This window comes from Rhizobium sp. 01T444 (assembly GCF_056398305.1).
This window is the reverse complement of record NZ_JBFTPD010000042.1, coordinates 1-16,124: the sequence shown is the minus strand read 5'-3', so window position 1 is coordinate 16,124 and position 16,124 is coordinate 1. Positions and strand designations below refer to the sequence as shown.

The 16,124-nt window shown below is 59.1% G+C and carries 17 protein-coding genes and 1 tRNA gene; 8 read left to right on the top strand and 10 right to left on the bottom strand.

Annotated elements, in window-relative coordinates:
- The first annotated feature begins 4 nt into the window (after window positions 1–4).
- From AC1DTN_RS33850 to AC1DTN_RS33840, 3 genes are all read left to right on the top strand, one after another.
- Window positions 5–391 (top strand): Mth938-like domain-containing protein, encoded by a 387-nt coding sequence (locus AC1DTN_RS33850; RefSeq protein ID WP_007813576.1) that lies wholly within the window; start codon window positions 5–7, stop codon window positions 389–391.
- The gene (locus AC1DTN_RS33845; protein WP_439014838.1) at window positions 388–1,242 is read left to right on the top strand and encodes a phytoene/squalene synthase family protein; all 855 of its coding nucleotides are present in this window, start codon (window positions 388–390) and stop codon (window positions 1,240–1,242) included. The genes AC1DTN_RS33850 and AC1DTN_RS33845 overlap by 4 nt, the downstream gene beginning before the upstream one ends.
- Window positions 1,243–1,311: 69 nt before the next feature.
- The gene (locus AC1DTN_RS33840) at window positions 1,312–1,779 is read left to right on the top strand and encodes a hypothetical protein (RefSeq protein ID WP_007813572.1); all 468 of its coding nucleotides are present in this window, start codon (window positions 1,312–1,314) and stop codon (window positions 1,777–1,779) included.
- Between the two features lie 56 nt (window positions 1,780–1,835).
- Here AC1DTN_RS33840 and trmFO read toward each other — a convergent pair whose 3' ends face one another.
- The 5 genes from trmFO to AC1DTN_RS33815 form a co-directional block, all read right to left on the bottom strand.
- Window positions 1,836–3,269, bottom strand: coding sequence for a methylenetetrahydrofolate--tRNA-(uracil(54)-C(5))-methyltransferase (FADH(2)-oxidizing) TrmFO (gene trmFO / locus AC1DTN_RS33835; RefSeq protein WP_007813571.1), 1,434 nt, complete (start codon window positions 3,267–3,269; stop codon window positions 1,836–1,838).
- Window positions 3,270–3,344: 75 nt separating this feature from the next.
- Window positions 3,345–3,683 (bottom strand): hypothetical protein, encoded by a 339-nt coding sequence (locus AC1DTN_RS33830; protein WP_442206359.1) that lies wholly within the window; start codon window positions 3,681–3,683, stop codon window positions 3,345–3,347.
- Window positions 3,574–3,813: a hypothetical protein gene (locus AC1DTN_RS33825; protein WP_007813566.1), complete on the bottom strand. Its 240-nt coding sequence runs from the start codon at window positions 3,811–3,813 to the stop codon at window positions 3,574–3,576. The genes AC1DTN_RS33830 and AC1DTN_RS33825 overlap by 110 nt, the downstream gene beginning before the upstream one ends.
- Before the next feature lie 121 nt (window positions 3,814–3,934).
- Window positions 3,935–4,078 (bottom strand): DUF1127 domain-containing protein, encoded by a 144-nt coding sequence (locus tag AC1DTN_RS33820; RefSeq protein WP_007813564.1) that lies wholly within the window; start codon window positions 4,076–4,078, stop codon window positions 3,935–3,937.
- Between the two features lie 294 nt (window positions 4,079–4,372).
- Window positions 4,373–4,519, bottom strand: coding sequence for a DUF1127 domain-containing protein (locus AC1DTN_RS33815; RefSeq protein WP_003558908.1), 147 nt, complete (start codon window positions 4,517–4,519; stop codon window positions 4,373–4,375).
- A gap of 851 nt (window positions 4,520–5,370) precedes the next feature.
- Here AC1DTN_RS33815 and AC1DTN_RS33810 point away from each other — a divergent pair.
- From AC1DTN_RS33810 to tig, 4 genes are all read left to right on the top strand, one after another.
- Window positions 5,371–6,489, top strand: coding sequence for a DUF2157 domain-containing protein (locus AC1DTN_RS33810; protein ID WP_477924478.1), 1,119 nt, complete (start codon window positions 5,371–5,373; stop codon window positions 6,487–6,489).
- Window positions 6,486–7,076: a GDYXXLXY domain-containing protein gene (locus AC1DTN_RS33805; RefSeq protein WP_439014841.1), complete on the top strand. Its 591-nt coding sequence runs from the start codon at window positions 6,486–6,488 to the stop codon at window positions 7,074–7,076. Before AC1DTN_RS33810 ends, AC1DTN_RS33805 begins: the two co-directional genes overlap by 4 nt.
- A gap of 154 nt (window positions 7,077–7,230) precedes the next feature.
- A tRNA-Leu gene (locus AC1DTN_RS33800) sits at window positions 7,231–7,315 on the top strand.
- 187 nt (window positions 7,316–7,502) lie between these two features.
- Window positions 7,503–8,996 carry a trigger factor gene (gene tig / locus AC1DTN_RS33795; RefSeq protein WP_007813556.1) on the top strand — a complete coding sequence of 498 codons (1,494 nt, stop codon included), beginning with the start codon at window positions 7,503–7,505 and terminating at the stop codon, window positions 8,994–8,996.
- A 497-nt stretch (window positions 8,997–9,493) separates the two neighbouring features.
- Here the strand turns inward: tig and AC1DTN_RS33790 are convergent, their stop codons facing one another.
- The 5 genes from AC1DTN_RS33790 to map all read right to left on the bottom strand — a co-directional run bounded on the left by AC1DTN_RS33790 (window position 9,494) and on the right by map (window position 15,413).
- Window positions 9,494–11,275: a B12-binding domain-containing radical SAM protein gene (locus tag AC1DTN_RS33790; RefSeq protein ID WP_439014842.1), complete on the bottom strand. Its 1,782-nt coding sequence runs from the start codon at window positions 11,273–11,275 to the stop codon at window positions 9,494–9,496.
- Window positions 11,276–11,585: 310 nt separating this feature from the next.
- On the bottom strand, window positions 11,586–12,992 hold the full coding sequence (gene sthA, locus AC1DTN_RS33785) for a Si-specific NAD(P)(+) transhydrogenase (RefSeq protein ID WP_439014843.1): 1,407 nt from the start codon (window positions 12,990–12,992) through the stop codon (window positions 11,586–11,588).
- A 97-nt stretch (window positions 12,993–13,089) separates the two neighbouring features.
- Window positions 13,090–13,680: a dual specificity protein phosphatase family protein gene (locus AC1DTN_RS33780; protein WP_439014844.1), complete on the bottom strand. Its 591-nt coding sequence runs from the start codon at window positions 13,678–13,680 to the stop codon at window positions 13,090–13,092.
- 72 nt (window positions 13,681–13,752) lie between these two features.
- Window positions 13,753–14,568, bottom strand: a complete 816-nt coding sequence (gene radC / locus AC1DTN_RS33775) for a RadC family protein (protein ID WP_439014845.1) — start codon at window positions 14,566–14,568, stop codon at window positions 13,753–13,755.
- A gap of 8 nt (window positions 14,569–14,576) precedes the next feature.
- The gene (gene map, locus AC1DTN_RS33770) at window positions 14,577–15,413 is read right to left on the bottom strand and encodes a type I methionyl aminopeptidase (RefSeq protein ID WP_113322415.1); all 837 of its coding nucleotides are present in this window, start codon (window positions 15,411–15,413) and stop codon (window positions 14,577–14,579) included.
- 248 nt (window positions 15,414–15,661) lie between these two features.
- On the opposite strand from map, the gene AC1DTN_RS33765 reads away from it, so the two are divergent.
- A partial coding sequence (locus AC1DTN_RS33765; protein WP_477924475.1) for a TetR/AcrR family transcriptional regulator occupies window positions 15,662–16,124 on the top strand: 463 nt, incomplete at its 3' end.

Genomic DNA, 16,124 nt, shown 5'->3' with positions numbered 1-16,124 from the left:
ATACATGGCAAAAGGCATTGAAATCCGCGACGCCCATTTCCCGGGCCGCGCTCCCATCGACACCTATGGCAATGGCGGCTTCCGCTTTGCGGATATGTCGCATCGCGGCTCCATCCTCTGCCTGCCATCGGGCATCCACGGCTGGGATATGGACATGACGAAGCCGCTGTCGGTGGAAAATTTCCGCCGTGTGCTTGATGAAGCCGCCGATATCGAAGTGCTGCTCGTCGGCACGGGCACGGAGCTTCGCCGCCTGCCCCAGGAGTTGCGTGCTGCTCTCAAGGCACGGGGTATCTCTTCCGATCCAATGAGCACGGGTGCTGCCGTGCGCACCTTCAACATCATGCTCTCCGAACAGCGCGCCGTCGCCGCCGCCCTGATTGCGGTTTGAACATGGCCGATCCGAAGACGAACCAGGAGATCAGCCTGGCGATGCTGCGCGACATCGATCGCGATCGCTACCTCGCCTGCCTGCTGTCGCCTGATGACAAGCGCGGTGCGCTCGCCGCCCTCTATGCCTTCAACGCCGAACTCGCGCGTATCCGCGACCTCGTGCACGAGCCGCTGCCCGGCGAGATCCGCATGCAATATTGGCGCGACCTTCTGGAAGGCAATGCACATGGTTCGACCGAGGCCAATCCGCTCGCGGCAGCCCTTCTTTCGGCTGTCGAGACGCACCGGCTTCCACGCCAGACGCTCGTCAATATGATAGAGGCGCGAATATTCGATCTCTACGACGACCCGATGGAAAGTCGAACCGTGCTGGAAGGCTATGCAGGCGAAACAGCCTCAGCACTTATCCAGCTTGCAGGCCTCATCCTTTCCCCGGAAGAGGCGATGAAATCTGCAGATGCGGCCGGTCATGCCGGCGTGGCGCAGGCCATTTCCGGCATGCTGTTGCTGATGCCGCTCCATCAACGCCGTGGCCAGGTCTATATCCCGCTCGAAATTCTCTCGGCGACGGGCCTCGACCGGGAGACCTTCCTGGCTGGTGCGGACAAGCCGCGCATCTCTGCAGCCATCGAAGCGTTTGCCGGGCTCGGCCGCGATCACCTTGCCAAGGCGAGGGCGTCTGCCCTGCCGCCATCTGTGCTGCCCGCCTTCCTGCCGGTTGCGCTTGCGGAACCGGTGCTGGTGAAGGCACAGAAGCGCGGTGCGGCTGTTCTGGAAACCTCGCTGCAAGAGCCGCAATGGCGCCGTCAGATGCGCATGGCATTTGCCGGCATGCGCAAGAAAATCTGACAACGGTCAAACTCGCGCAAGTCTCGCGCGTTATGTCAGGCATAACCCCATTCTAAACGGAGAATCCGCGTGGGCATTATCGTCTGGTGCGTTCTTTTCGCCATCGTCATCTTCTTCGCCTTCGTGGCTACGCGCATGGCTGCTCAGAACAAGGAAGATGGCCTGCATGACACGGGCCTTGCCATCATCGAGTTTGGGCGCGCATTCCCCAATGAAGCGATCCGCCAGCTTCAGGCGACCGTTGACGGTCAGGCCGTCTTCGTGCGTCTGCATGACAACAAGGCCGGCTTCATGCGCAACATGTCGCGCCACTTCGCCTGCCATCTGATCGAGCCCGGTACTGTGCGGGTTTTGGCTTCTGAAACCGGCAGGGGGCTGAGCATCGAATTTATCAATGCGCCCCATCACAACGGCACTTACGAGTTTGCTTCGGCCAAGGAGGCGTCGGAAGTGTCGCTCTGGCTGCTCGGCAACTATATCGCCGAGCCGGATAAGGAATTGCCTGCGCCGAATTCGTCCGCCGCAAACGGCCATTAGTCAAAACAAAACATAGGGCATTCCCGTAAACCGAAGAAAAACGGAAATGCCCGATCTCAGGCGCTTTCGGCGAGCTTGAGGTCCTGACCCAGCCACGCGGCGCAATCTGCAAGCGCCCGTTTGGCAATCAATTGCCGCTTCATGACCGTCTTGTCCTTGCCACGGAAGCGCTTGACCCCTTCAGGCTTGACGATAGAGCCGGGCTGAAGCTCCGGAAACAGACCGAAATTGATGTTCATCGGCTGGAATGAGCGTTTGCCGGGCTCCTCATCGGTGACGATATGGCCGCCGGTGATGTGGCCGAGCAGCGAGCCGAGCGCCGTTGTTGCAGGAGGAGGCGAAACTGGCTCTCCCTTGCGTTCCGCGGCGGCAAAGCGGCCGGCCAGCAGACCCACGCTTGCGCTTTCCACATAACCTTCGCAACCGGTGATCTGGCCGGCAAAACGCAGGCCCGGCCGCGACTTCAGAGTCAGCGACGGATCGAGCAGGGTGGGCGAGTTGATGTAGGTGTTGCGGTGCAGGCCGCCGAGCCGGGCGAATTCGGCACTCTCAAGCCCTGGGATCATACGGAAGATATCGGCCTGCGCGCCATATTTCAACTTCGTCTGGAAGCCGACCATGTTGTAGAGCGTGCCGAGCGCATTGTCCTGGCGAAGCTGCACGACGGCATAGGCTTTCACGGTCGGGTTATGCGCATTGGTGAGGCCCATCGGCTTCATAGGCCCATGGCGCAGCGTCTCGCGCCCGCGCTCGGCCATGACCTCGATCGGCAGGCAGCCGTCAAAATAGGGCGTGCCCTCCCACTCCTTGAATCCAACAGTGTCGCCGGCAATAAGGGCATCGACGAAGGCATTGTACTGCTCTTCGGTCATCGGGCAGTTGATATAGTCCTTGCCGGTGCCGCCGGGACCGACCTTGTCATAACGCGACTGATACCAGCAGATATCCATGTCGATGCTGTCGCGATAGACGATCGGCGCGATGGCATCGAAGAAGGCAAGAGAATCCTCACCCGTTTCCGCCTGGATGGCACTCGCAAGCGACGGGGCCGTCAGCGGACCGGTGGCGATAACAGCCAAATCCCATTCCTTCGGCGGCAGGCCGGAGATTTCCTCGCGCACGACCGTGATCAGCGGATGCTCGTGGATTGCCTTGGTTACGGCATCAGAGAAGCCATCGCGGTCGACTGCCAGCGCGCCACCTGCCGGCACCTGATGTTTGTCGGCCGATGCCATGATCAGTGAACCGGCCATGCGCATTTCCGCATGGATGACGCCAACGGCATTGCTGGTGGCATCGTCCGAGCGGAAGGAGTTGGAGCAGACAAGCTCGGCAAGTCCATCGGTCTTGTGCGCATCCGTGCCGCGCACGCCGCGCATTTCATGCAGGATCACAGGAACGCCAGCATTGGCGATCTGCCACGCAGCTTCAGAGCCGGCCAGTCCGCCGCCGATGACATGGATAGGGGAGTATGAGGAGTTCTTGGTCATTGGCGGCTGATATCACGGCGGGGAACGCGATCCAACAGCAGAATCGAAACGGCGCCTTCCGGCGCCGCAAGGTAACTAGCTCTGCTCTCGTGTTCCGGGCGATGCCTCGCGCTGGTCGGCATCCTCCAGATCGGTGTCGACGATATAGGCGTCACTATGTTCCCTTGCCGCTTCCCGTTGCGCAGCAAGGTTAGGAACGTCGTCCGGAGTTGTTTCCGGCGCATGTTCGTTGAGCGTATCGATTCCGCCCTTTGGCGACCGGGTGCTCTTATCTGGTTTTTCGGGGAGGGTCCTGGTCATCATCTCACCTCCAGAAGCGGTCCGGCGCGGCGGATTGGCGCCCAAGCAGATAGCCGATGCTGAAGGCGAGGACGCCGATACCGACGACGACAGAGCTTGCCATGTGAGGGTGATCGGCAGCGCCTGTCGCAACGGCCTGCACCTCACGCCTGACTGCGGAGGCGGTATCCGAAGCAGCCTTGCGGATGCCCTCGGGCTTGTTGGCGGGTCGCCCGGTGAAGCCTGCATTGAGTTGGTTTGCCATGGGATGGTCTCCTTTCGTCAAGGAGAACTGCCGGAAAGCCCCAGGGTTCCGATAAGGCGAGGCAAAGCCAAAAACGAAACGGCGCCTGATGGCGCCGTCTTGGGGAATGGTGCTCGCTATATTAGCGGAACGAGCGGGATGCGATGCTGCGGATGTCGTAACGGCTGACGCCGATATCGGACAGGGTCTGGTTGGACAGGTTGCCCAGTTCGTTGAGCGTGCGGCGGTAGCTAATCCAGCTCTTTGCAATGCGGATCGGGTTCATGATCTTTTCCTCGGATGTCTTGCGCGACCGGCGGGATCGCCGTGTCTGCGGTTGACATCTATATAGTGGAGATCCCTGATATTGTGCAGTGCAAATAAAAGGCGTCTGCTATGCAATTGTGCAATCTGATGCCCGCTAATTACGCAGAGCACGATTTTTGAGCAGGCCAGGAATTAACACTTCCGCAACTTTTGCGGCAGTCTGGCCCGATAGGCAAAAAGAAAACGCCCGCTGCGGAGGCAGCAGGCGTTTTGGGAAGGCAATCTGCTTCGGAGGAGCAGCGATTACCTGTACTTAGCGGGCGGAAGCTTCGCGAGCAACGCGATGGATGTCCGAACGGTCGATGCCGAGGTCATGCAATTCGCGGTTGGTCATGCGACCGAGTTCAGTAACCGTCTGACGATACTTGCGCCAGTTATTGAAAGAGCGAGAGAAGTTCATGTTAATCCCCTTTCCTAGGGCTTGATCCTGCCAGCAGCCTGTCTTCGGCGCTGACCTCTATTTGATGACCGGAATATATGTTGCGCCGCGAAGAACTAACAGAGCCAAGATTTCAAGCCACCTATGCATGATTCGCAAAGCTCGGGCCGTTATTTACACGCTTTGGCCATTTTCTGGTCAACGAATAGGCAGAATGATTTTTTCTCAGGCTGCCGTTTTCGCAGATGGATATTTGGCCTGCCGGGCCGTCCGCGAATGGTCTTTCCTATAGGCGCATTTTCTCGATGCGGCTCGGCGAACAACAACAGGCTTCGGGCTCTGAAGCGCTCTACCGACTGCCCCAGGCGGCTTAACGCTTGCTTTACCTTGATTCGCGCGAAGGCCCGAAAAGCTGGCATGCTAATCGTTTAACCACCTGTTAAGCAAAACGCCCACCGGGGGAGGATCCGGTGGGCGTCATGATGGTGACTGGCAACTGGGAGGAGGAGTGTTGCCAGTCTATCGCAGGGCGCTGGGAGGAGGAGTGCGCGTCTGCGAATCTCGTCACGGACATATCATCCGCAGGCTTCCGGAAAACCGGGCCGGGGCGCCATCCCCGTGCTTCGATATGAGTTAAATAGTATGACTTTTGATTGTTTTGCAGTGCAATATATTCATGAGGGCTATGCGGTTCATGCATGCCTCCTGTGTGGCGTTTATATATTAGCAATGATGCGGTTAGTGTTTCGTTAATGGCTGACCCAATTAAGACCAGTGAGGAATTTGCATATTTCAAATACCGGCGTTTCCGAGCGCCGATCCTGCGCTATAAATGCAGAAGCCGAAGATGGCGGATCAATGCGGGGTAGGGCATGTATCGCGGCAGGTTGGGGCGGGATCTCTCGCTCTGGGTGGAGAAGGGGCTCCTTGAGGAAGAGACGGCGAAGACGCTGCTGGCCGAATACGATACGCGCCCGGCAAGTTTCAGCCTCGGCCGCGTGCTGATGGGATTGGCGGCCGTATTGCTCGGGGCCGCCCTGCTGCTTCTCGTCGCTTCGAACTGGGAGTATATCCCGCGCCTTGTCCGCGTGGGCCTGATGCTGGCGCTCATCTGGGCGGTTCACATCGGCGCTGCACTTCTTCTTATGCGCGGCGCGCTCGCTACCGCCGGCGGTCTGCTCATCGTCGGTACGCTGAGCTTTGGCGGCGCCATCTCGCTCATCGGCCAGATGTATCATCTCTCAGGCGACGAGCAGACGGTCATGTATCTGTGGTTTGCCGTGGCGACCGTTTCAGCAATCCTATTCCGCTCGGCTGCGGTGACCGTTGTCGCTGGCTTCCTCTCCTGGGCCTCCTTTGCAGTCTATCTTGAGAATTTCGATACGCGCTGGGTCGGCTCTGGTCCCTATGCGCCGCTTGTCATGGCGGCTGTTGTTATCGGGCTCGTGCGCTTTACCGGTGCCGATCGGGCGCGCCATCTCGCCTATCTGCTGGTGGTCGGCTGGCTCGCTTGGCTTTATGTGCTGACGGAAGAGATCTCCGTGGCGATCGCTTTCGCCGTCCTTGGCATGGTGGCTTTCCTGCTGACAGCTTTGCCCATCCGCCCGATCTCTACGCTCGTCAGGACCGCAGGTGCCGCCCCGGCAGTCTATAGTTTCCTCGTCGCCATCATGGGGTTGTTCCTGCTTCATACCGAGATGGACGAAGGCGGGCGTATGGTCGTGATCGGCCTGCTAACGCTTGCCGCCGCCGTTGTGGGCATCGTGCTGCATGGCCGGGACAATGGCGCCGTACGCTATCTGGCCTATGGCGCCTTCGCCGCCGAGATGCTCTATCTGGCCTCGGTGACGGTCGGCACGATCTTGGGCACGTCGAGCCTCTTCCTGTTCTCGGGCCTGGTGGTCGCAGCCGTCGCCTGGGTTGTCATCCGCCTCGAAAGACGCTTCGCGGCCGGACCAGCAACAGTTGAGGCAGGGGAGGAACGCGCATGAGCTTTGCCTTCGCAAAACCACAGGCTGGCCGCTCTTATATTGTTGCCGCGATCCTCGTCGCTGGCTTGCAGACGCTGATCCTCGGTTACATCATCCAGAGCCGTGCTTCTATCCTGGCAAGCGGCGCCGAAGTATTGCTGAAGACGGCCCCGGTTGATCCGCGCGATTTTCTGCGTGGCGACTACGTGGTTCTGAATTACGATATATCGTCGGTCCCGATCTCGACAGTCACCGGCGGCATTCCGGCGGAAGCCGGCGAGCAGACCCTGTGGGTGCGCCTCAAGCGCCAGCAGGATGGCTTCTGGGGCATTGCCGAATCGTCATTCAAGGAATTGCCGACAGCAGCAGATACGGTCGTACTGCGCAGCCTGCCTTTCTATAGCTATGGTCCCAATAACGGCGAAACGATCCGCGTCGAATACGGGATAGAGCGGTATTACGTGCCGGAGGGCGAAGGCAGGCCGCTGGAGGAGGCCCGGAACGAGGGCGTCGTTTCGATCGCTGCCAGCGTTTCCTCCTCTGGTGCCGCGCAGATCCGCAGCCTCGTTGTGGACGGCAAGCCGGCCTACGAGGAGCCTCTCTATTGAGAGCCGGGGTGGCTGACGGGAACGGTGCGCTTTTGCCCGCAAATCCCTGTCATTTGCCGTTCATTTTTCCTTTGCCTGTTCTGAATCGGATGATATAGAGACGCCGCGCTCCGGAAGGCCTCATGCGCAGGCATATGCATGCGGTTTTGCGAACGCGGGTATGGTGAAATTGGTAGACACGCCAGATTTAGGTTCTGGTGCCGCAAGGCGTGGGAGTTCAAGTCTCTCTACCCGCACCAAGCTGCCTTGCAGGGCGGGAGGACTGGAACTTAGTTGTCCCGGATACCCGGAAAGCGAGTGCTGTTCCGCTTAGAACGGAACGAACAGGAATTGAGAAAAAGCCACGTGCGGCAGTTGGCCGGCGTCGTGCTCACCGAAACGAACGGCGTCTGGGCACGGCCGCCACTGAAATGAAGGTAGGAAGACATGCAGGTTATCGAAACGCTCGCTGAAGGGCTGAAGCGCGAAATCAAGGTCGTTATCCCGGCCAAGGACATGGAAAACAAGCTGAACGAGCGCCTTGCCGACGTAAAGGACAAGGTTCGCATCAACGGCTTCCGTCCGGGCAAGGTTCCGCCCGCCCACCTCAAGAAGGTTTACGGCAAGTCCATCATGGCCGATCTCGTCAACGAGATCGTGCGCGACCAGCCGACCCAGATCCTGTCCAGCCGTGGAGAAAAGTCGGCTACCCAGCCGGAAATCAACATGACGGAAGACAAGGACGAGGCAGACAAGATCCTCGCCGCCGAGCAGGATTTCGAATTCACCCTCTCTTATGAAGTTCTCCCGCCGATCGAGCTGAAGTCCAACGCGGGCATCAAGGTCACGCGCGAAGTCGTCGACATCTCCGACGACGAAGTCAACGAGCAGGTTCTCAAGGTCGCTGAAAGCGCCCGTGACTACGCCGAAAAGAAGGGCAAGGCTGCCAACGGCGACCGCGTCAAGATGGACTATCTCGGCAAGGTCGACGGCGTTGCCTTTGACGGCGGCACCGATCAGGACGCTGAACTGGTTCTCGGCTCCGGCCGTTTCATCCCAGGCTTCGAAGAGCAACTCGTCGGTCTCAAGGCTGGCGATGAGAAGACCATCACTGTGACCTTCCCGGCCGACTATCCGGCCAAGAACCTCGCTGGCCAGGAAGCCACCTTCGACGTCACCGTCAAGGAAGTTGCTGCTCCGGCTGATGTCGAAATCAACGACGAACTCGCCAAGAAGCTCGGCCTCGAATCTGCCGACCGCCTCAAGGAAATCGTCCGCGGCCAGATCGAATCCCAGTACGGCTCGCTGACGCGCCAGAAGCTGAAGCGGCAGATTCTCGACCAGCTCGACGAGCTCTACAAGTTCGAAACCCCGTCCAAGCTTGTCGAAGCCGAATATAACGGCATCTGGAGCCAGGTCAGCAACGACCTCGCTCAGTCCGGCAAGACCTTCGAGGATGAGGACACCACCGAAGAACAGGCGCGCGAAGAGTACCAGAAGCTCGCCGAGCGTCGCGTCCGCCTCGGTCTCGTTCTCTCCGAAATCGGCGAAAAGGCCGGCGTCGAAGTCAGCGAAGACGAAATGCAGCGCGCGATCTACGAACAGCTGCGCCAGTATCCGGGCCAGGAAAAGCAGATCCTCGAGTTCTTCCGCAGCCAGCCGGGTGCAGCCGCTTCGATCCGCGCTCCGATCTTCGAAGAAAAGGTCATCGACCACCTGCTGACCGAAATCGCCGTCACCGACAAGAAGGTGACCAAGGAAGAGCTGCTCGCCGACGAAGAAGGCGAAGGCACTGAAAAGGCCGACACCAAGAAGGCTGCTCCGAAGAAGAAGGCTGCTGCCAAGGCCGAAGCTTCTGAAGAAGCTGCCGGAGGCGAAGAAGCCGCTCCGAAGAAGAAGGCTGCTCCGAAGAAGAAGGCTTCCGAGGACAGCGCCGAGTAATCGGTTTTTCAAGCTGAAATTCAAAAAGCCCTGCCGCTCGCGGCAGGGCTTTTTTGTTGACGCGCTGAAATCAGACTGATCGTGCTCAGATCGGCGTGCCCCACGGCCAAGACGCGAAGCCAAGCCAAAGCGGTGCCACGACACAGGATCGAGAACCGGCACTAGGCCGGGTTCGATCAAGCGTACACGCTCCAGAGCGGTTCATGCTGTTGGCTGGAGCGACGAGAGACGGGACGATTGATCGGCCCCTGCTTTGCTTTGACAACTGGATGATATAGAGGCTGTGACAGGACGCGACCGCCATTAACTTAAGAATGGGGTCGGGCGGCAGATTGACGTCACGTCGCTGCCACGAGATCACGTGGCCGTTCTCTCTTGGTCCCTCAACAAATACGCCTGCAGCACCATCCGAAAATCGGAATCGATTTTCGGATGTCGGATAGAGTGATTCAAAGAGTTAGAGCGTCCTTGATGCGTCCAGATGGACGCAGGGCGTTCTACACGGCTTTGCGGGCATGGGTCAGTTCGGCAACCTTCTTGATGTGGCTGACGGCAGCGGTGCCCCCGGCGGTCTTGGTGAAGAGGTCGAGAACATCTTCGTCGTCCTCGGCGACCGGTGTCAAAGCCTTGTCCATGTAGCTTTTGGCGCCGGCATCGCGGGCAATCAGGAAGGCCGAAACACTGAGATTGATGATCGTGCCGGCGAGCGATACGTGCTTGCGGATCGTATCGAAGGCAAAGCGCGGCCAGAAGAGCAGCGGATGCTCGCGTTTCAGGCCGGGGCGGCGCTCCGAAGGATGCTTCAGGCGAACCAGACCGCTCTGCAGTGGATGAACGTTTTCAAGAGGCACGGTGGTCGCAAACGACACCAGTACCTTGACGAGGCTGGAGAGCTTGATGCCGGTTGCCGCTCCGCGGCGCAGCAGGGTCTTCATATGCTCAGGCGAGTAATAGAGCGACCAGGCCTCCTGATAGATATCTTCCCACTCTTTCTTGCTCATCTTCGGATGCGCTGTGCAGACATGCTCGACATCGTAGATATTGAGATCAGGATCCATCTCGATGCCCTTCTTCCAGAGGACCTGATGGTCCTCGGAGCCGGGCAGGGGCGTCAGAATGAAGAATTCGATGACGTCGAGCGGCAGTTCTTCCTGAATGATCTTGATATCGCGACGGATCGATTCCGGCGTGTCGGCCGGGAAGCCCAAGATATAACCGGCCAGCGTCATGATGCCCTGTGCCTTCCAGGCCAGCAGCATCTTTCGATATTCGGTGATCTTGTTCTGGTTCTTCTTGGCGGCGGTCAGATTGTCAGGATTGACGTTCTCGAGGCCAATGAAGACGCGGGTGACGCCGGCGCGCTTCGATTTTTCGATGAAGTTTGGGATCTTGTGGCAGAGCGTGTCCACCTGGATCATCAGGCCGAGCGGAATGCCGTCTTTTTCCCTGAGCTCGATCAGCCGGTCGAAGATCGCTTCCCAGTCCTTGTTGCGGGCGAAATTGTCGTCGGTGATGAAGAATTTATGGATGCCCTGCGCCCAGTTCATGCGCACCAGCTTCTCGACATCGTCAGCCGAGCGGAAGCGGGATTTGCGGCCCTGCACGTTGATGATCGTGCAGAAGGAGCATTGGTAGGGGCAGCCGCGGCCCGCATCGAAACTGGTGCTGAGGCCAAGCGTGCGCTGGATATTATCCTTCGGCAGGAAAGGTACCGGCGTGCCGCCGATGCCGGGAAGGTCGTTCATGAAATTGTAAAGTGGCTTCAGCTCGCCGGCGGCTGCATCGCGCAGCACCATCTCCAGCCGTCCTTCAGCCTCGCCCGCAAACATCGAAACACCCATCTTGCGGCATTCGTCGAGCCCGATGGCATCGCCACTCAGCATCGACAGGCATCCCGAGATATGGAAACCACCCATCGAAACCGGCAGTCCGGCTTCGCGGAAGGGGCGGGCGATATCGAGCGCACGAGGATACTGGTTGGACTGGACGCCGATAAGCGCAATCATCCCGAAGTTGTCATTGCGTTTGAACTGGGAGATCAGCGCCGCAAAATCGATCCGCGTATTGGTCTCATCGATGACGGTGATGTCGATGGCGGTGTCGGCCCCAAGCACCTGCCGCTCCGCACACTCGGCGGCAATCCCAAAGATCGCCGCCAGCGAGTTGGAGGGGATCATTGCCCGCCACCATCGGATCACGTAGCCGTCGTCGTCATAATGCGACGGCTTTATCAGGACGAGCTGAAACCGTCTGCGAGCAGCCTCTGAAATATCGGGCAAAATAACTATCTTTCGTTGTGGTCTGCATAGCTGGACTTGGTGGTACTGCAGGCCGGTCTAAGACACGGATTTCAGGCTGTCGAAAGGCGCGCCCCATACTTGGGAAGGCGATAGGCAAAACGCAATAGAACAATGCAAGGCACGAACACCTGACCTTACCAATATCTTTTGACATAGGATATAGGCAGTTGCCGCAGACCACAGGCAGCCACCAACAGCGTGCAATGAGGCGCGCAGTAGTAAAATAAGAATTGAGGATCAGTGGCTTACGTGCTCTAGCCTGGAAAGGCGAGGGCGTTCCCTCGCTTCTTCAAAGTTCAGATTTTATGTCGCCCATGCGGTTCCACGCATCGAGGCCGGCGATTTTATAGGCTTCTGCAAGCGTCGGGTAGTTGAAGGTATTTTCGACGAAATATTCAACAGTACCCTTCAGGTTGAGCACAGCCTGGCCGATATGCACGAGCTCGGTAGCACCTTCGCCGACGATGTGTACGCCCAGCAGGCGGCGCGTCTTTAACGAGAAGATGAGCTTCAGAAGCCCTGTATCGAGGCCCATGATGTGGCCGCGCGATGTCTCCCGGAAACGGGCAATACCGCACTCATAGGGAATGCCACGCTCCTTCATTTCCTCTTCGGTCAGGCCGCAGGTGGAGATTTCAGGCACGGCATAGATGCCATAGGGGAAATATTTCTGCGGTTCCTTCGCAACGGCGCCGATTGCGACGCGCGCAGCAATGCGGCCCTGTTCCATTGAGGTCGAGGCAAGGCTCGGGAAGCCGACAACGTCGCCGGCGGCGTAGATATTAGGCACGGACGTCTGGAACGTCTCGGGATTGACCTTCAGGCGTCCGCGGCTGTCCGCCTCAAGACCGATGGCATCCAGGTTGAGCGTATCGGTGGCGCCCATGCGCCCGGCGGCGAAAAGCACCATGTCGGTCACGAGATGCCGGCCGCTGTCGAGTGTCAGCTGCACCTTGCCTGTCTCAAGTCGCTCGACCTTCTCGGCCTTCGTGCCGAGCAGCAGCTTCATATTGCGGTCGCGCAGCTGATAGGTGAAATCCTCGATGATTTCCTTGTCGATGAAGTCGAGCATGGTCGACTTTGGATCGATGACGGTCACGACCGTATCCAGCGCCGAAAAGATCGTTGCATATTCGATGCCGATGACGCCGGCGCCGATGACGACCATGCTGCGTGGCAGCTCCTCGATATCGAGCAGTTCGTCGCTATCGAGCACGGTCTTGTTGTCGAAGGGCATGTAGTCAGGCCGAAACGGCTTGGTGCCGACGGCGAGCAGGATGCTGGCGCCAGTCACCGTCATTGTGTCGCCGTCGTCCTTGATGATCTGCAGGGTATTGGTATCGACGAAGCTTGCCTTGCCGCGGATATGCTGGACGCGGTTGCGGGCGAACTGATGTTCGAGCACTTCCACTTCATGATCCAGCGTGATCAGCAGGCGACGGCGCAGGTCTTCAGCGCTGATCTCCTGCTTGACGCGGTAGCTGCGGCCGTAAAAACCGCGCTCGCGCCAGCCGGAAAGATTGAGTGCGGTTTCGCGCAACGTCTTGGAAGGGATCGTGCCGGTATGGACGGACACACCGCCGACACGTTTTCCCTGCTCGATGACCAGCACTTTCTTGCCGAGTTTTGCAGCCTGGATTGCGCCGCGGCGCCCTGCCGGACCGCTGCCGACTACCACGAGATCGTACTGGAACATCTTTAGCCCCGAACTGGAATTGGAATCATATTGCGACGCGAAATGTCGCGCGTTCATCGGTAGCCGGTCAATGTTACAGTTTGTATTCCGGCGCAGTTTAGGAGTTCAAAAAGCCGAACATTGGCTCAAGCCGCTCGAATGTGCGGTCCATCGCGTAGGCGCCGATAAAGAAAAGCGATAGATGGCCGTATGTCAGCGAGATCTGCGACTCCGCCGCGATCTCTCCTTCCTTGGCAACGCCGGCGACGTAGATGGCTGAAGCCAGTCCCGTACGGTCGGCGCCGGCCTTGCAGTGGATGAGCAGCGGCTTGGGCGCGGCGGCCATGATCGCCATCAGCTGGCGCCCTTCCTCGATGGAGAGTTCTTTCGTCGCCGACATACGGAAATCGATATGCTGGACATTGAGGCCCTTTGCTGCGGCGACCTCGTTGTCGTACCAGGCCTCGCCGCTGCTATCGCCGCGGAGATTCAGTACGGATTTGATGCCGTACTCCTTGACGAGTTCGCCAAGCTTCGCGGGCGAAGGCTGGGCGGAGCGGTAGACCTGGCCATCGACCACCGCATGAACATTGGTCGAAACCTGCAGGTATCCGAGATAGAGACCGGTTACGACGAGCAGCAGAAGTGTCAGTCGTATCAGCGATCGAAGGCTCGGCGGCGCGTACAAGCGACCAGGAGAAATGCCCATAATTCCCATCCTGTTGTCAGTCATTCAGCTTGGAGAACGCCAAGATGGCTTTTTCATGCCTTAGCCGCAGTCTTATATCAAGCGCAGGCCCTTGAGGCTTGCTTGTCCGTCTTTGCCGATGATGATGTGATCGTGGATGGCAATACCGAGCGGCTTTGCAGCATCGATGATCATCTTCGTCATGTCGATATCGGCGCGCGATGGTGTAGGGTCGCCCGAGGGATGGTTGTGGACGAGAATAAGCGCCGTTGCCGAAAGCTCGAGCGCCCGCCTGACCACCTCGCGCGGATACACGGGTGTGTGGTCCACGGTTCCGCGCCCCTGCACCTCGTCGGCGATCAGCGCGTTGCGTTTGTCGAGGAAAAGAATGCGGAACTGCTCGCGCGTCTCATGCGCCATGGCCGCATGACAATACTGGATGACCGACGACCACGAGGAAAGCACCTGCTTGCCCTTGAGCTCGCTCTTCAACGTGCGATGGCTAATGGTGGATATCAGCTTCAGATCGAGCGCCACCGCCTCTCCGACGCCCTTGACCTCCTGCAGCAGCGCTGCCGGTGCGCCGAAGACGCCGGCAAGCGACCCGAAGCGATCGATCAGTGCCTTGGCAATCGGCTTGGTGTCGCGGCGCGGGATCAGCCGGAAAAGCAGAAGTTCGAGGATTTCATAATCGGCAAGCACCGTATCGCCATGGTCGCGGAAGCGATTGCGCAGCCTCTCGCGATGGCCGTGATAATGCTCTTCCTTGGCGGGCAGGGCGGCTTTTTTGGCGGAAGCTGCCGCCTTTGACGGCTGTCCGAAAAACGCCCGTTCGTCCATAGCGATATCCTCGTCCATGTCGAAAGGCAGTTCGTCGTTGCCAACCTGCGGAACGGGACCTTTCGCCATGGCGAGTGTTACCCGTTGAGCGGCGGCAGGCCTGGCCGGTCGAGACCGGCGGGCGACAGCGTGAAGATCTCGCAGCCATTGGCGGTCACGCCGACCGTATGTTCGTACTGCGCTGATAGCGACCGGTCGCGCGTCACGGCGGTCCAGCCGTCCGCCAGCACCTTCACATGCGGGCGTCCGAGATTGATCATCGGCTCGATGGTGAAGATCATGCCCTCACGCAGTTCCGGCCCTTCATTGGCGCGGCCGTAATGCAGGATGTTCGGCGAATCGTGGAAGAGACGGCCGACACCATGGCCGCAGAAATCGCGCACGACGGAGCAGCGCTCCGCTTCGGCATAGGTCTGGATCGCTTCGCCGATCGCGCCGGTGCGCGCGCCGGGATGAACGGCGGCAATGCCGCGCATCAGCGACTCATAGGTCACTTCCAGCAGACGTTCGGCTGCGCGCTTGACCTGGCCGACCGGATACATGCGGCTCGAATCCCCATGCCAACCGTCGACGACGAAGGTCACGTCGATATTGACGATATCGCCCTCGCGCAGCGGCTTGTCATCGGGAATGCCGTGGCAGACCACATGATTGATCGAAGTGCAGGTGGACTTGGTATAGCCGCGATAGTTCAGGGTCGCCGGATAGGCGCCGTTATCCATGCCGAATTCGAAAACGAAGCGGTCGATTTCATTGGTTGCGAGACCCGGCTTGACGATATCGGCAAGCGCATCGAGGCAGCGCGCGGTCATCTGGCACGCATTGCGCATTCCCTCGAATGCTTCAGGGCCATAAAGCCTGATGGCGCCGGTATTCTTCGGCGGCGCGGAGGAGGCTTCGATATAATTCACCATTGCAAGGCCTTAGCAGAAATTGTCGTCTCTTTTCATAATGCAGCTATGCCGGGTTCGTCCATCGCGATCAACCGCATGGGCAAGATTTCTCGGGCGCGTTGTACCGGGTGAAAAAATGCCGCCGGGCCGCCCACCAGCGTCAGCAGAGCTGCGGACCATCAATATCCACAGTCTTCTCAATAAGATAGGATTGTGAACGGAAAATTCCACTGTTACTCACCGATTGGTGACAGACCGGGGTTGACCGAATGCTGAATGAAACTGCCATGGCCGCGCTCGAACAGACGGGTGCCAATGAGCCTGAAAAGCGTATCCGCGACAGAAGCGCTACGGAACGCGCTATCCTGAAAGCCGCCAAGAACCTGCTGGCGGAAGAGGGTTTCCAGAATTTCGGCATCAATGCCGTCGCCCGCCGCGCCGGCTGCGATAAGCAGCTCATCTACCGCTATTACGGTGGTCTCGACGGCCTCGTCGAGGCGATCGGCGCCGATCTCGGCAACTGGGTCAAGGACCGCATCCCCGAAGATACCGGCGGCATGTTCCTCTTGACCTATGGCGATCTCATGGAGCGGCTGTCGCTGCTTTTCCTGGAAGCGCTGCGCGACGATCCCCTAATGCGCCGCATCGTCGCCTGGGAGATCTCGGAAAATACCGAGCACGTGAGGCGTCTCTCCGAGGCGCGCTCAAAAGCGCTCGGACTGTGGCTGGATC

Coding starts and splice junctions, on each gene's coding strand:
- AC1DTN_RS33780 (WP_439014844.1), bottom strand. CDS start 13,680: ATGGGCATTTCTCCTGGTCGCTTGTACGCGCCGCCGAGCCTTCGATCG.
- AC1DTN_RS33805 (WP_439014841.1), top strand. CDS start 6,486: ATGAGCTTTGCCTTCGCAAAACCACAGGCTGGCCGCTCTTATATTGTT.
- AC1DTN_RS33815 (WP_003558908.1), bottom strand. CDS start 4,519: ATGAACTTCTCTCGCTCTTTCAATAACTGGCGCAAGTATCGTCAGACG.
- trmFO (WP_007813571.1), bottom strand. CDS start 3,269: ATGACCAAGAACTCCTCATACTCCCCTATCCATGTCATCGGCGGCGGA.
- AC1DTN_RS33820 (WP_007813564.1), bottom strand. CDS start 4,078: ATGAACCCGATCCGCATTGCAAAGAGCTGGATTAGCTACCGCCGCACG.
- AC1DTN_RS33810 (WP_477924478.1), top strand. CDS start 5,371: ATGTATCGCGGCAGGTTGGGGCGGGATCTCTCGCTCTGGGTGGAGAAG.
- radC (WP_439014845.1), bottom strand. CDS start 14,568: ATGGCGAAAGGTCCCGTTCCGCAGGTTGGCAACGACGAACTGCCTTTC.
- map (WP_113322415.1), bottom strand. CDS start 15,413: ATGGTGAATTATATCGAAGCCTCCTCCGCGCCGCCGAAGAATACCGGC.
- sthA (WP_439014843.1), bottom strand. CDS start 12,992: ATGTTCCAGTACGATCTCGTGGTAGTCGGCAGCGGTCCGGCAGGGCGC.
- AC1DTN_RS33850 (WP_007813576.1), top strand. CDS start 5: ATGGCAAAAGGCATTGAAATCCGCGACGCCCATTTCCCGGGCCGCGCT.
- tig (WP_007813556.1), top strand. CDS start 7,503: ATGCAGGTTATCGAAACGCTCGCTGAAGGGCTGAAGCGCGAAATCAAG.
- AC1DTN_RS33825 (WP_007813566.1), bottom strand. CDS start 3,813: ATGGCAAACCAACTCAATGCAGGCTTCACCGGGCGACCCGCCAACAAG.